The sequence below is a fragment of the Acaryochloris sp. CCMEE 5410 genome, from assembly GCF_000238775.2.
Lineage (GTDB): Bacteria > Cyanobacteriota > Cyanobacteriia > Thermosynechococcales > Thermosynechococcaceae > Acaryochloris.
The window spans coordinates 225,316-239,494 of the sequence record NZ_AFEJ02000002.1 but is presented as its reverse complement, the minus strand read 5'-3'; the positions used below and the strand labels follow the sequence as shown (position 1 = coordinate 239,494).

Below are 14,179 nucleotides of genomic sequence, written 5' to 3'. Positions count from 1 at the left end.
TCTTGGGCGATTGTATGGGTACTGGATTTGACCATAAGACTTCTATCTTGACTCGCAAGCAATTCTGAGCTGGCGTTTACCAGGCAATCGAGGTTGGGTGGTGGTCACTGTTCAACTCCCGTAGGAGCGAACAGTGACCACCCATTTACTGAGCAATGTCAGAGAGAGAGGATGCGATCGCGAAACCAAGACTTTCCAGAATGGGTAACCGCTTTATTGACATCCTTCCAAGAAAGTTTGGCTGCTTCTAATTCAGCTTTGCTTTCTTTTTGGACATCCTGAGCCAGCCACTTCAGGAAGCCCCCCAACTGTTTCATATCCAATGGCCCTTGGCAACTCTCAGTTAACCCCTGTTCCAGTCGAGCAGGAGTCACCATCAACGCCACAAATTCATCGATACTCTTAACGAATTCAGGGTCTAGCTGCACGGCCTGTTTTGTTTTGACTACCTGATGCTTTTCGCCTTTCGCCTTAAACATCAGCTCAGGGTAGGTCAGTCGATCCACTCGAGTTTGAGTTTGAGGATAGAGAACCAGGCCTTCCCCCAACCCATCAATTCCGAAAGTGGCTTTAACCCAAGGGTCAATTTGCTCAACTTTAGAGACGAGTTGGTTGATGGCATTGGCGACGGATTCCAATTGGTCTCGGTTGCCAAAGTCCAAGGTCAACGGCTCTCCCATAAACGGCAGAACAAAAATGTCCGGGTGAGATGGGAGTAGCTGGGATATCTTATCTGGATCGATTTCCAGCTTGGCGACTTCATTTTCTACTCCGCCATACTGGACCGCAAACACCGTAAAGATTCTGCGATCGATTTTGGAAATAGAAGTTCGCTTCTGAATCCCCCGGCCACACCATTCTCCAAAGATTGTGATGTGTTCGTGACCTGCCAATGGAGCAAAATAATCCATCTGTTGACTGACCCATTGGGCAAATCCCATATTGTCATCATCAGGCGTGATGATCTGGGATCGACTTTGGGCAGCTACGCGACCATCCGAGAAGATTTGCACCCCGGCATTGGTTCCATCCAGTTTGATTTTTGCTCGATAGGTCACTACCGGAGTGGCTTCCAGAGCAATTAAGCTGCGTCGAACATTATGCAGGAGTTCCACACTGGGCCATCGCTGCATTTGTACCGACTGCACAACGGACTGCTGGCAATAGGTTTGAGATACATCTTCACCAATCGGTAATTCCGTTTTCCCCAGTGCCATCCCGTAGGAGATGATGCCACGCAATTTGGTTGCTTTGATTTTGGTGCCGTCTTTGAGAACAGAATTGACCTGGGCAACCAGAACATGTTCGCCTACTTCATAGGTTCGTTCCAAATTCGCAATCACCTGAATAGGAGGAGATCCAGGGGATTGCATCACATACACTTTGAGAGAGTCAGCATTCGGATGCTTCTCGACGTTTTTTACCTCCATTACAATCACAGTCATCACATCACTCCTATAATTGGCTGACCAATATTCACTCAATCAATGCCCATTAATCCGGCATTTTCATCCCAAGGGGGATGATGGGCTGTGTAGGGATCGAACCTACGCACTTTCGCTTAAGAGGCGACTGCTCTACCAACTGAGCTAACAACCCTGGTGGGCCGCCTAGGAGTTAAACCTAGATCTATCCGTTTAAAAGGCGGCTGCATATTCGCTCTGCCAACGGCCCATTAATCTTTTGAGCTATCTCAGCTTCATAGTTCCCAAGCAGATCGATGGAGAGGAAGGCCCCTCCACGATCTGTTTGGGGCTCAGTCCGAGTGGCAGGATTTGAACCTGCGACATCCTGGTCCCAAACCAGGCGCGCTACCAACTGCGCTACACCCGGACATCTAGTACTCCTGGTGGGAGTCGAACCCACAACCTCTGGTTTCTAAGACCAGCGCCTCTTCCAGTTGGGCTACAGGAGTGAATAAAGGGTTTGGAATTCAGAAGTGAGAGGAGCATTAATCCAGAGAAAGATACTACCGAAATTGGAATTCCGTAATACTCCTGGTGGGAGTCGAACCCACAACCTCTGGCGTTTGAAACCAGCGCCTCTGCCAATTGGGCTACAGGAGTAAAAAGTAGCTTTCGAGATATGCCTCTATTTGTGAAGTACCTCAATTCTGAACTCTAAACTCCTATACTCCTGGTGGGAGTCGAACCCACAACAAACTGTGTTTAAGACAGTTGCGTCTGCCAATTGCGCCACAGGAGTAGGAAAAGGAGGCGTGAATAGACCCAGGCAATAGGTTTTGTTTCAACGGCCTCCAACTGTCCCGCTAGGATTCGAACCTAGGACTTCGCTTTCAAAGAGCGAAATGTTGCCAGTTACACCACAGGACAAGGTCAGACAGATGCCGAGGTAGGATTCGCACCTACAACCTCCTGATTCAGAGTCAGGCGACTTGCTATTCGTCCACTCGGCAAAGAATTGGCTGCCCCGGCAGGGATTGAACCTGCGACCGTTCGCTTAACAGGCGACCGCTACTACCACTGAGCTACAGGGCAACAAAGCCCCCCGAGCCAGTTTTGAGCTGGCGACCTCTTGCTCTTCAAACAAGCGCTACTACCTCTGAGCTACCGGGGGATAAGACAACCGACAGGTTATCTAAAGCGAGAACGGAAGGACTTGAACCCTCAATCTTCAAGTTCGTAGCCTGAGATGTTATCCAGTTACACCACGTTCTCAAAACGGAGAGAGAGGGAGTCGAACCCCCAATGGACAAAATCCACGACTGTTTAGCAAACAGATTGCCTTGCCAATGGCAATCTCTCCATGTCGATAGGCCGGGCAGGAATTGAACCTGCAACGCATTAAGCGGCTGCTTTACAGGCAGTTGCCCACGCCAGTAGGCGAGCCGACCTATGGTTGGGAGTGGTGACGGGATTTGAACCCGCAATCACTTGGTTGAAAATCAAGTCGCTTAAACCATTTGCGTACACCACTTTGGTATTTGCCTGAATCGTTGGATTCGAGCAACGCGGAGACTAGGATTTGAACCCAGAACATCAGCTTTGGAGACTGAGGTGTTGCCATTACACCATCCCCGCAAGGATTGGAGTCCAGGGTGGGAGTTGAACCCACGATATCGATTTTGCAGACCGACGCCTTCAACCCCTTGGCGACCTGGACAGGTAAAGAAGTCTCGACGGGAGTTGCACCCGCTTCTCCTTAGCTGAGAACCAAAGCGACTTATCTAATCGTCCACGAGACTATACGGGGGAGACGGGATTTGAACCCGCGACCTTTCGCTCGACAGGCGACTGCTCTAGACCAACTGAGCTACACCCCCAAATGTGGAAAATATTCAGTTTTCAAGGTTCAGAAGTTGATTGGCTGTAGTAGCTCGTTTCAACTGCACTACATTAATACTACAAATATACTACAAAAATGTCAAGAGCATACTACAAGTTTTTTTGTCTTTTTCAAAATGAACTGAAATACTTATTTCGTGGTGCTAGACACTTCAACAAAGAATGATTTGGATATCTAAATCACAAATATCAAGGTAAAAGTAATGGCACTTAATTCAATACGGAAATCACCCAGAAAAAGGAGTAACTCTGGCAGTAAAGAACTATAGGAAAAAAGAGGGAAATCTATCTTCAACTCGCGATTTTTATGAGCTGAGTCAAGGATGCATCAGTGCAAAGTACTTGCAATCCCTGCTCATAAACAGTGTAGTAATTTTGATGGATCACGAAATTAAAGTCTTCAGAAATATCCTTCGATATTTCTTGAAGGTGGTTGTCCATTTGAGCATTCACAATATAAACCTCCTGTGAGATAGGTTTCTTCCAACTACGCTCAAGTCTCGATAGCTCTTGCTGAGACCAATTAAAGTTGGAAGAGAGAGAGAGGGAAGTTGGTAACTCTGAGAAATGGAGTTCCTGCAAGAGATTCCTCAATCGACCAGCCAGAGATTTCCCCCGTTGTTTTAGTTCTAGGGTGATCGGGTGAAATAGACCTCCACAGAAGTGGATAAAAAATTTAATCCGATTCCTACATATAACCAGGAATAAAGTACGCTGTTCTTGGCCAATATCCACACCACAGCCAGCTGTAATGATGATGCCAGGATCAATAGTGGTGAGTGATGAGGATGTTTCTAGAGATAGTTGGCTGTAGGGAGAATCGTGATAACGGATGTCGCTGACGGCCACTATTCTAGGAGAGAGCAGGAATAAACCTGGCAGGCGAGGTCGCTTCACAACTGCACGAAAGTAAGACCAGTAGCTAGTGCTTCACCACAGTGATTATGACAGGGTAGTTTGGGGATAGAGTCGGCTGAGTTTAGTTCGTGCATCATCCACTGTAAATAACCAATTAACCGTCGTTTTATCTCGGTTACGCCTTTGTTCCCATGCGGTGACCTCATGCCGGAGTTTTTCAATATCAGGAATTCGTCGATTTAAGCACTGCCTAGAAAGAGCCGAAAACTCAAACTCAACCATATTGAGCCAACTGCCATGTTTTGGAGTGTAGTGAAACTGGATGCGACTGAGAATCCTCAAAGCTTCATCAGGTTTGAAGGTTTTGTAGAGTGCAGCGGGAGTATGGGTGTTGAGATTGTCTAAGACAACGTGCACTTGTTGAGCATCAGGAAACAGACCATCTACTAGATACTGCATGCACACCCCAAAGTCCTCACTTTTTCGATGCTCAGTCACCTTCAAATGTCGCCAACTTTTAAGCGGTTGAAAAAAGCCAAATATATTACAAGTGCCCTTGCGCTCATATTCATGGTCGTAGCGTTGGGACGACCGGGCTTTGGTGGACGGGGCACCCGGGTTTCGCCAATCAGTTGGCAAGGCCGTTCATCAAAACAAACAACAGGCTCCTCAGGATGGTAGGGTTGGGCATACAAATCTAGAACGTTCTCCATCCGCCAAACAAAGTCTGCGCCTACAGTAGAAAAACACCACTGCTCTTTTAGCCACGGCTTAAGCTGTTTTTTCGAGCGTGCGTCGCACCGTTTCATCCGATAGGCTTTCGACGACGTTGAGTTCAACTAGCCGTTCTGCCAATAGCTGCATGGTCCACCGGCAACAACCGGTAGGTGGGTCGCTACAAGCTGTCGCAATGAGCAAGGCCTCTGCTTTGCTATCGAGCTTCTTTTGCCCCCCTGGCCTGGGACGCTCATTGAGGGCGAACTCCACACCACCTTCCACAAATTTCTGGCGAGTACGATGCACGGTAGAGATGCCTGCATTGAGCATTTGAGTAATGGTGTCGTCTTTGTGTCCCTTATCTGCCAACATCAAAATCTGGGCTCGTTTCATTTTTCGCGCTGACAAGGTTCCACGTCGGGTGAGTTGCATCAGCTCACTGCGTTCTTCAGGCGTTAGCGTCACAATATATTTATCAGGCATGATTGGTTGGCTAAAAACAGCTAGATTGTTTCTAGCTTACCTATCTAATTCAGTGTGGTCGAGCACTAGTCCCTTGGTGAGAATAGAACGATCGCTCTCGATGCAGAGGAGGCTGTAATCCAGAAGTGATAATTACTTCATCTTCTAGAATTGCAAGTCCAATAATTCGACGCATATCAGTTGATAGAGAATGACTAGAAGGCTTACAAGATTTATGCTTTCTTCTATATGCACTAATTGCAGAAATTCCAGGTATTGAATTTAGCAAGAAGAGCCGAAATAACCTTTTTAAATATTTCCAAAAGGATTTGGAACCCTCTTCCTGAAATTAGGGAATGGGGACAAGTGCAAAACTGTTATGAGTTTTGCACTTGCTTACTAAACAACAGAGGTTAGGGCCTGATCAGAAGCTTGCCAGAGACGACGAAGAATTAATTCAGTCTCATAATCATAGGCGGCTAAGAACATCCCCTCGTGGGCTTGGGACGTTTGGGCCATCCAGGTCCCAGCGAGGCAAACTTCGACATATTCCGCATCCACACGAGTGATCTCTAGGGTTTGGTCATATTGGCGAAGTGCCGTTTCTAAAGCCCCTAAGCCAGGGGTCAACACTGGGAGTAAGAATGAGGCCTGCCCCAGTTCTAAATGGAGGGTTTGGCCAGTACGAACGGTAAGAACAACATGTTGAGACACAACGGTTTCTAGGGAGTCTCCTACATATTCCATATGCAGTCCCAATTCGGTATAGATCAGTTTCAGCATGGTGGACTGTCTCCAAAAATTTCTGAGTTAAAGTCGGAGAACTGGGACGGCCCAGCCCTTAATGGGTTAGGTTTTCTTGGCTTTTCCAAAACTGGTCGGCAAAGGCCACAGCCGGATGGATCGGTGCCTTGGGTTTGGACTGCAACGTCATCCCCGCTTGGGTGGGCGTTCGATCGCTTTTGGTGGAATTACAAGGCTCACAGGCAGCAACCACGTTATCCCAAGTGTGCAATCCCCCTTTTGATCGGGGAATTACGTGATCCAACGTCAGTCGGCGTTGGCTACCGCAGTATTGGCAGCGGTGCTGATCGCGTTTGAGGACCTCGCGGCGGTTAACGGGGGGTATTTTCCACATCCGCTCTGGGTTGCCCATCAACAAGCGGATATGCTCTGATACCCGCAAGACTTGATTGGGCGATCGCACTTCCCATACCTGGGTAATGCCAAAATCGAGGGATTCCGCTTGACCCGTGATCAGAAGCACAATGGCCCGCTTGATATTGATCCGGGCCAAGGGCAAGTAGGCCTTAGAAAAGACGACCACGGTGTTTTGGAGAATAGGCTGGATAACGGTCATGGATCACTCCTCAATAAAAGAACCCCCGCTCTGGGTGTCAGAGCGGGGGTTCAGCAAAGTTTGGGTAAGGCTTGCTGTTATGTCGGTGCCTGGGCGCACCTGCCGCTCTGGATAATTGGATCTGGATATAGTCCACCTAAAATGGTTTCCCAATTTTTGCCTTCGGAGAGACTGCAGACTATTCTTGTCAAGGCCTCAAAGCCAAATTGCATCGCTACGTCAACAACGGGTCGTTGCGACGGACGATGAAGGTTGGCTGAGGTGAGTCTGCGTTTCATTTGAAGGTTTCGATCCAAAGCGGATGAAATACTACGTTTGTAGTACCAAATCTCGCACAGGTTTTTGGCTTCGTCAAGGGTTTTGGCAAAATTTTCTGTTTTTGGTGGAGAAAAGGAAGCCTTGGCCTTGTGATTCACGCTAGTATCGATGCGGATTGCCTTTGGCATCGCATTTAGACAAAGCTAGATGGCACAAGGTATTGACGTATTTCAATGAAGCAAGTGATGATTCGTGAGCCTTTAGTCACTCAGCCAGATACTTCTGTAGAAGATGCGGTGGCAATTCTATATCAAGCGGAAGCCAACTACTTAGTGGTGGTTGAAGATCAAATTCCTGTGGGGGTGGTTTGCGATCGCACCCTAGTAACCACCCTCGCCACCCAACTTGATTTGTCCATCACCCCCGTCCAATCCGTGATGGCTCCACTACCGATCTTGCCTTTAGAACAGGCCGACGACTTACCTGCTGCCACCCAAGTCATGCAAACCGAAGGTAGTTCCTTTGTTGCCATTGTTGATGAAGCTTCCCATCTCCAAGGACTGATCACATCAGATACCTTAATCCAGCAATCTTCAGCCTCCACGCCTTCCGATGATGTCGTTTCACTTCAACAGCGAATCAAGGAATTAGAGAATCAGGTCAGCGATCGCCAATTATTAGAAGCCAAGCTAAGAAGTTCTGAAGGCAAAATCCGAGCAGTATTTGAAGCGATGAAGGACTTGGTCTTTGTTTGTGATGTGGATAAAGGTGAAATTAGCAATATCGAAGTGGCCCCCACGAATTCTAGCGAAGGTAGCGAACCCGATGCAGAGTTGATCAGTTACACGATTAATGAGCTGTGGCAAGATCCCGATCAGCAATGGTCCCACATTATTCAAGAAGCCATTGCAACCCAACAGACCGTCAACTTTGATTACCAATTGATGATTGACGAAGAACCGGTCTGGTTTACAGCTAATGTTTCTCCTCTCCTAGATAGCTCCGTGGTCTGGGTGGCCCGCAACGTCACCGAACAAAAAGACTCCGTGGTTTGGGTCGCTCGCAACATCACCGAGCGGAAGCACTTCGAACATGAACTGCAACAGCTGAATGAAGAGTTAGAACGATCCAATAGAGAGTTAGAGCAGTTTGCCTACGTTGCCTCCCACGATTTACAGGAGCCCCTACGCATGGTGATTAGTTTTACCCAGCTGTTGGAGCAAAATTATGCGGGGCAGCTCGATGAGCAGGCCGACCAAATTATTGGCTTTGCCGTGGACGGAGCAACCCGCATGCAGCAGCTGATCCAAGATTTACTTAGCTATTCCCGAGTAGGGACCCAGGCCAAAGTTCTGGAAACCGTTGACTGTAACCAAATTGTAGAGAGCGCCATCTCAAACCTCCAGCTCTCCATCCAAGAAAGTGGGGCAACCCTAGAACAATCGCCGTTACCCACTCTACAAGCCAATCCTCGTCAACTCACTCAACTCTTTCAAAATTTGATTGGCAATGCCCTTAAATATCGTGGAGAACGAGTCCCCCATATTGAAATCAACTACAAGCAACAGAGAAAAGACTATCTCTTTTGGGTGAAAGACAATGGCATTGGCATCGATCCAAAACATGCAGATCGGGTATTTATGGTGTTTCAGCGTCTACATACTCGCCAGGAGTATTCCGGCACCGGCATTGGTTTAGCCATTTGCAAGAAAATAATCGATCAGCAAGGGGGCAAAATCTGGGTGGAATCAGACGTCGATCAAGGTTCAACATTTTTCTTCACATTGCCTATGGAATCTGCCAGTTGAAGCGCAGTATTCTAGAAGGTAGACGAATATTAGCCTTGCGCTTGTGTGAAGATTAATGCCCTGTCTAACGGTTGTTACTGTTGAGGCAGAAAATTCTTTTTTACAGAGAAAGCGACTGACAAAAGTAGGATTTTGTTTGCCAACTGTGCAAATTTCGGTGGGAATTGTGCAACCTATATACAACTAAAAAGGCAATCGTCTATCAATTCTAGAACCGTTGTTTCGATGGAAACGAATCCCATTGACATTCTCCTCGTTGAAGATAACCCCGGCGATGTGTTTTTAATCACACGGATGTTGGAGGAAAGTTCCCTCAGCTATACGCTGCACCGCGTTGACAATGGTAAGTCTGCTACAGACTTTTTGCGGAATCTACGTTCCTATGAGCAGGCTCCCTTCCCTCAATTGATTTTGCTCGATTTAAACCTACCGATTATGAACGGGAAAGAGGTCTTGGCAGACATTAAAACTGACCAGAAACTAAAACATATCCCTGTTATAGTGCTTTCTACTTCCAATGCCCCTGAAGATATTGAAGAAAGCTATCGACTCAAAGCAGATTATTATGTCACTAAGCCCAGTAGTTTTCACGAATTTGCTGGAAAAGCACAGGATATTCAAGATTTTTGGTTGCAATGGCAAGGGCGTAATTAATGAACCTATTCAAACTTCATCAAGGAATGTCTACCCCCTCTTAGGAAATAATGGCCAAGTCACTCAAATCAAAGCAAACCAAACCCGAACAAGAGGGAGAACGTTCCTCCACCGCCTTACCGCAGGAAGGTGAGATTATCCGCGTGTTGCTGGTTGAGGATAATCCTGGGGACGCCTTCTTGATTCAGGGCATGTTGGGGGTCAATCGAAGCGAAGACGCTGTTCAATACGAAATCACCCATGTTGATAAGCTAGAGGATGCGTTGCAAGCCCTGGCCAAGAAAGACTTTAATGTCATTTTGCTAGATTTGTCCTTACCGGACAGTCATGGGCTAACGACCTTAGAGAAAGTGGTTGCTCAAAGTCCCGTTCTCCCAATTGTGGTATTCACAGGCTTAGATGATGAGACGGTGGCCATGCAGGCCGTTCAACAAGGGGCCCAGGATTTCTTAGTGAAAGGCCAAGTGACGCCAGGCTCCTTAATCCATGCCATTCGATATTCCATTGAGCGTCAACAAAATGAGCTGGCCCTCAAGCAAAAAACCATAGAATTGGAGCGCCTCAACAAAGAACTCCGTAAACGATCTTTAGAGCTAGAAGCCGCCAACACTGAACTGGAAGCCTTTAACTATACCGTCTCCCATGATCTGCGCAATCCTTTAACTGGGATTAAAACAGGCTGTGCCTTACTGACAGCCTATATGGGGGATGAAGATCCCCGATTACAAAAATATCTGGGCACAATCCAAGACTACACCCGGCACATGGCCACCTTGTTGGAAGGGCTCTTGCAACTATCGAATATTGGGCGCAACCCGATCCAGGCCCAGGTGATGAATTTAAGCTCTACAGTACAAACCATTGCCAGACAGCTCTTGCTGCAAGAGCCCAAGCGGAATGTCAAATTTGTCATCGAACCCCAAGTGAATGTGGAGGGGGATACCCATCTGCTCTGGGTGGCCCTAGAAAACTTATTGGGGAACGCCTGGAAGTATACTGGGGCACTGGAACATGCCCAAATTGAATTTGGTAAAACCACCTTAACCCATGTGAGCCGACAACCCTTGAACGCGGCTGAAACCATTGCTCCCAATCAGCCCATCTATTTTGTCAAGGACAATGGGGCCGGATTTGATATGAGTCATGCGGACCGGATCTTTTTGCCCTTCCAACGACTCACCAATTCTGAAGACTTTTCGGGTAGTGGTATTGGTCTCTCAACGGTGCAACGTATCATCCACTGTCATGGTGGGCAAATTTGGTTTGATGCAGTGGTAAATCAAGGTGCTACATTTTATTGGACCCTGGCTTACAAACAATAAACTCCAGGGTGCGCCTATATGTCGACACCCAAAGCCTCTCCTTCTCTAGACCGCACTACAGCTGCCCCTTTTGTGGAAGTCCTGGTTGACTGTCCTGGCACTGACAAGCTCTTTACCTATCGCGTCCCCTCCGATCTGAGTATTCAACCTGGCGATATTCTCAGCGTGCCCTTTGGTGCTCAGCAAGTTGGAGCCATTGCCATTCGGTTTCTGGCCGATTTGCCGCCGGAGTTAGCTACCACCCGTATTCTGAAGGTGTTGGATGTGGCTTGCCGCACGTTATTTCCCCCTGGCTATTGGCAACTCCTAGAAAAAGTGGCGGCCTATTATCACACCTCTTTGATGGCGGTGATTCGAGTGGCATTGCCGCCGGGATTGTTGCACCGATCGCAACGCCGTATCCGCTTAAACACAGCCCTTCATCCCAGTGACATTAACGGTTTAGGAGCTGCGGCAAAGGGTATTCTAGCGCTGCTTAAGCAAAGTCCCAGTCAAGACTATACCTGGCAGTATCTGCGTCGTCAGATCAAAAAAGCCCAGGTGGGGTTAAAAGAGCTTCAACAGCAAGGCCTCGTCGAAAGCTATCTGCAAACCCAAGCCCCCACCAAACCGAGGCAACAGCAGGCCGTCACTCTGACTGACCCTAGTGCGCCGGATCTCACCGTGCGCCAACAGGAAATTTTGACCCTTCTCAAGCATGAGGGTGGGGAATTATGGGCTCAAGATCTCTTGAGGCTGGCCCATACGAGCAGCACCACCCTCAAAAAATTAGCTAGTAAAGGCTGTATCACTCTACACCAACAGGAGCGACTCCGATTAGAAACCTCTCCCATACAGCCCGATCAACCTCGAACCCTGACCCCTGACCAAGCTGGGGTTCTCGCTCAGATTCACCGGCTCCAGGATTACACTGAAGTCTTACTCCATGGCGTTACGGGGTCTGGTAAAACAGAAGTCTATTTACAGGCCATCACACCTGTCTTAGCGCGACAACAGTCGGTGATCGTCCTGGTGCCAGAAATTGGGCTTACCCCTCAACTAACGGATCGATTTCGGTCTCGATTTGGCGATCGCATTCGGGTTTATCACAGCGCCCTCTCGGAGGGGGAACGCTATGATACCTGGCGGCAGTTTCTTACCAGTACTCCCCAAGTTGTGATTGGAACCCGGTCAGCCATTTTCGCTCCCATCACCAATATTGGCTTAGTGATCCTAGATGAAGAGCATGATACAGGCTACAAACAAGATCAACCCGCCCCTTGCTACCATGCCCGCACCGTCGCTCGGTGGCGTGCCCAACAGGCAAATTGCCCCCTGATTCTTGGCTCTGCAACCCCTTGCTTGGAGAGTTGGTCCCAAACGCCCCCCGCCAACGCCCAGCCTTCTCACGCCAATATCCATTATCTCCGGCTTCCTCGGCGAGTACATGCTCGCCCCATGCCTCCCATCGACATCGTGGATATGCGTCTGGAGCTAGCGGATCGGAACCATTCGATCTTTAGTCGACTCCTACAAAAACGCTTACATAGTCTGCAACAAAACCAACAGCAGGGGCTATTATTTATGCCCCGCCGTGGCCATAGTACTTTTGTCTCCTGTCGCAGCTGTGGTTATGTCTCTGAATGCCCCCACTGCAGTGTTTCTCTGACCTATCACCATAGCCCCGATTCCCGTCAAACCCTGTTGCGGTGCCATTATTGCAATTATGCTCAGCCCCAACCAGAAGTATGTCCCGTCTGCAAATCCTCTTATTTCCGCTTTTTTGGCAGCGGTACGCAACGGGTCATGGAGGAACTTGCCAAAACCTTTCCTGAATTACGGGTGATTCGCTTCGATAGCGACACCACCCGCCGTAAAGGCGCTCATCGTCAGCTCCTCAATCAGTTTGCCCGCGGAGAGGCCGATCTAATGGTTGGCACCCAAATGCTGACGAAAGGGATTGATCTCCCTCAAGTCCAACTCATTGGCGTTTTAGCCGCGGATAGTTTGCTCAACCTTCCCGATTTTCGAGCCAGTGAACGCACCTTTCAGACCCTGCTGCAAGTCGCAGGACGGGCTGGCCGGGGGGAACATCCGGGACAAGTCCTGCTCCAAACCTATGCTCCAGAACATCCTGTTATCCAAGCTGTTCAAAAATATGAAATGGATAGCTTTCTGATCGCTGAACTCAAACAGCGTCAGGAAGCCAATTATCCGCCGTTTCACCAGCTCATCCTCTTACGGATTAGTGGTCTAAATGAAATGATGGTGGAGAAGACTGCCCTAGAGATTGCCAATTACCTGCACGCTTACATCCATACTCACCGCTATCAGGGCACCATTCTAGGTCCAGCACCTGCCAATATTTTGAAGGTAGCTCGTCGTTATTATTGGCATGTATTAATCAAACGGCCCCAAACAGAAATGGGGCAAACTGAACTTTGGCCTTTCCCGAGGCAAGGATGCCAACAACGATGCCCACAAAATATTCGTCTCCAAGTGGATGTTGATCCACTCAAACTCCTATAAGAGTTCAGCTTCAACCCAAAAGCGCACCCTTGAAGATGCGCTTTTGGGTTGAGATAAGCCTCTAATACTGATGAGACAGTGCTTAGAGATTGAAAGCGTTAAGCAATCTTTTTGGTGCCAAGTGATGGGCCACTAACTGCACACAGGCGAGAAAGATAAAAGGTGGAATCGTTTGGGTATAGCGACCAATAAGGCGCTTAGGCTCTTGAGCTAAGCGATATAGCCACTCAAGTCCGGTTTGTCTGACCCAGCGAGGAGCCCACTTTTTCAAGCCTGCATAGACTGGAAAGGCACCGCCGAGTCCAATCATCACCGCTTGGACGCGACCTTGATGTTCGGCCATCCATTTCTCTTGCTTGGGACAACCTAGAGACAAAAAGACGATTCCAGCACCGGATTCATGGATTTCTTCAATCAACTCTTGATCCTCAGCAGCGGTCAGCGGACGGAAGGGTAAAGGCTTCATCGCCGCAATTTCGAGATTGGGATATTCCTTCTCTAATCGAGCACGCATCCGGTCCAAAATAGATTTCTGAGACCCTAGGAAAAATACTTTAACCTTCTCCTCTGAAGCTTTTTGGCAAAGGTTTTGCAGGATGTCCATACCTGCTACGCGGTCTTGCCCTTTACGCCCGAGTAATTTCATCATCCAAACTAAGGGCATGCCATCAGGGGTGACCATGTCAGCGTTTTGCAGAACCTGAGAAAACTTATCATGCCAATAGGCTTCCATCAACATATGGACATTGGCAACACAGACTGATTTGCTTTCTCCGCCATGTGCCCACTGTATGATGGTGCGCATTGATTTGTTCAATCGAAGAGCAGTGATAGAAGAGTTCAGAACTTGCTGCTCTGGCAATGACTTGTTCATTTGGGCCGCGCTGGTTGGTTTTAATAAGACCTTGGGTTGAGGCAGAGACATGA

General features: G+C 48.3%; 10 protein-coding genes, 17 tRNA genes and 1 pseudogene. 4 read left to right on the top strand and 24 right to left on the bottom strand.

Annotated features, from left to right (window positions below; translation table 11 throughout):
- Nucleotides 1–158 precede the first annotated feature (158 nt).
- From ON05_RS21915 to ON05_RS21805, 23 genes and pseudogenes are all read right to left on the bottom strand, one after another.
- Nucleotides 159–1,445, bottom strand: coding sequence for an RNA ligase family protein (locus tag ON05_RS21915; protein ID WP_010479541.1), 1,287 nt, complete (start codon nucleotides 1,443–1,445; stop codon nucleotides 159–161).
- An 81-nt stretch (nucleotides 1,446–1,526) separates the two neighbouring features.
- Nucleotides 1,527–1,599: transfer RNA gene (locus tag ON05_RS21910), tRNA-Lys, on the bottom strand.
- Nucleotides 1,600–1,674 (bottom strand) — tRNA-Lys (locus ON05_RS21905).
- An 86-nt stretch (nucleotides 1,675–1,760) separates the two neighbouring features.
- A tRNA-Pro gene (locus tag ON05_RS21900) sits at nucleotides 1,761–1,833 on the bottom strand.
- An 8-nt stretch (nucleotides 1,834–1,841) separates the two neighbouring features.
- Nucleotides 1,842–1,915 (bottom strand) — tRNA-Leu (locus ON05_RS21895).
- A 77-nt stretch (nucleotides 1,916–1,992) separates the two neighbouring features.
- A tRNA-Leu gene (locus tag ON05_RS21890) sits at nucleotides 1,993–2,066 on the bottom strand.
- A 65-nt stretch (nucleotides 2,067–2,131) separates the two neighbouring features.
- Nucleotides 2,132–2,205: transfer RNA gene (locus tag ON05_RS21885), tRNA-Leu, on the bottom strand.
- A gap of 56 nt (nucleotides 2,206–2,261) precedes the next feature.
- Nucleotides 2,262–2,333, bottom strand: a tRNA-Gln gene (locus tag ON05_RS21880).
- An 11-nt stretch (nucleotides 2,334–2,344) separates the two neighbouring features.
- Nucleotides 2,345–2,416: transfer RNA gene (locus tag ON05_RS21875), tRNA-Gln, on the bottom strand.
- 6 nt (nucleotides 2,417–2,422) lie between these two features.
- Nucleotides 2,423–2,498, bottom strand: a tRNA-Asn gene (locus tag ON05_RS21870).
- A gap of 6 nt (nucleotides 2,499–2,504) precedes the next feature.
- Nucleotides 2,505–2,577: transfer RNA gene (locus ON05_RS21865), tRNA-Phe, on the bottom strand.
- A gap of 27 nt (nucleotides 2,578–2,604) precedes the next feature.
- Nucleotides 2,605–2,678 (bottom strand) — tRNA-Arg (locus tag ON05_RS21860).
- A gap of 4 nt (nucleotides 2,679–2,682) precedes the next feature.
- Nucleotides 2,683–2,766, bottom strand: a tRNA-Ser gene (locus tag ON05_RS21855).
- Between the two features lie 7 nt (nucleotides 2,767–2,773).
- A tRNA-Tyr gene (locus ON05_RS21850) sits at nucleotides 2,774–2,855 on the bottom strand.
- 5 nt (nucleotides 2,856–2,860) lie between these two features.
- A tRNA-Glu gene (locus ON05_RS21845) sits at nucleotides 2,861–2,937 on the bottom strand.
- Between the two features lie 33 nt (nucleotides 2,938–2,970).
- Nucleotides 2,971–3,041, bottom strand: a tRNA-Trp gene (locus ON05_RS21840).
- Nucleotides 3,042–3,047: 6 nt separating this feature from the next.
- Nucleotides 3,048–3,123: transfer RNA gene (locus ON05_RS21835), tRNA-Cys, on the bottom strand.
- Between the two features lie 85 nt (nucleotides 3,124–3,208).
- Nucleotides 3,209–3,283, bottom strand: a tRNA-Asp gene (locus tag ON05_RS21830).
- Nucleotides 3,284–3,596: 313 nt separating this feature from the next.
- Nucleotides 3,597–4,202, bottom strand: coding sequence for a hypothetical protein (locus ON05_RS21825; RefSeq protein WP_010479543.1), 606 nt, complete (start codon nucleotides 4,200–4,202; stop codon nucleotides 3,597–3,599).
- Nucleotides 4,203–4,247: 45 nt separating this feature from the next.
- A pseudogene (locus ON05_RS21820) lies at nucleotides 4,248–5,363 on the bottom strand (IS630 family transposase).
- Between the two features lie 378 nt (nucleotides 5,364–5,741).
- A complete protein-coding gene (locus tag ON05_RS21815; protein ID WP_262562293.1) occupies nucleotides 5,742–6,125 on the bottom strand; it encodes an alr0857 family protein in 384 nt (127 codons plus the stop codon).
- A gap of 58 nt (nucleotides 6,126–6,183) precedes the next feature.
- Entirely contained in the window at nucleotides 6,184–6,702 is a 519-nt protein-coding gene (locus tag ON05_RS21810; protein ID WP_262562292.1) for an HNH endonuclease, read from the bottom strand.
- 77 nt (nucleotides 6,703–6,779) lie between these two features.
- Complete coding sequence (locus ON05_RS21805; RefSeq protein ID WP_262562291.1) at nucleotides 6,780–7,148, bottom strand: hypothetical protein; 369 nt, start codon at nucleotides 7,146–7,148, stop codon at nucleotides 6,780–6,782.
- 57 nt (nucleotides 7,149–7,205) lie between these two features.
- Here ON05_RS21805 and ON05_RS21800 point away from each other — a divergent pair, with 57 nt between their 5' ends.
- From ON05_RS21800 to priA, 4 genes are all read left to right on the top strand, one after another.
- On the top strand, nucleotides 7,206–8,768 hold the full coding sequence (locus ON05_RS21800) for an ATP-binding protein (protein ID WP_262562290.1): 1,563 nt from the start codon (nucleotides 7,206–7,208) through the stop codon (nucleotides 8,766–8,768).
- A 225-nt stretch (nucleotides 8,769–8,993) separates the two neighbouring features.
- The gene (locus ON05_RS21795) at nucleotides 8,994–9,422 is read left to right on the top strand and encodes a response regulator (RefSeq protein WP_261890570.1); all 429 of its coding nucleotides are present in this window, start codon (nucleotides 8,994–8,996) and stop codon (nucleotides 9,420–9,422) included.
- 50 nt (nucleotides 9,423–9,472) lie between these two features.
- On the top strand, nucleotides 9,473–10,744 hold the full coding sequence (locus ON05_RS21790) for a response regulator (protein WP_262562289.1): 1,272 nt from the start codon (nucleotides 9,473–9,475) through the stop codon (nucleotides 10,742–10,744).
- 18 nt (nucleotides 10,745–10,762) lie between these two features.
- Nucleotides 10,763–13,252 (top strand): primosomal protein N', encoded by a 2,490-nt coding sequence (priA, locus tag ON05_RS21785; protein WP_262562288.1) that lies wholly within the window; start codon nucleotides 10,763–10,765, stop codon nucleotides 13,250–13,252.
- An 82-nt stretch (nucleotides 13,253–13,334) separates the two neighbouring features.
- Here priA and ON05_RS21780 read toward each other — a convergent pair whose 3' ends face one another.
- Complete coding sequence (locus ON05_RS21780; protein ID WP_396150481.1) at nucleotides 13,335–14,126, bottom strand: WecB/TagA/CpsF family glycosyltransferase; 792 nt, start codon at nucleotides 14,124–14,126, stop codon at nucleotides 13,335–13,337.
- Nucleotides 14,127–14,179 lie beyond the last annotated feature (53 nt).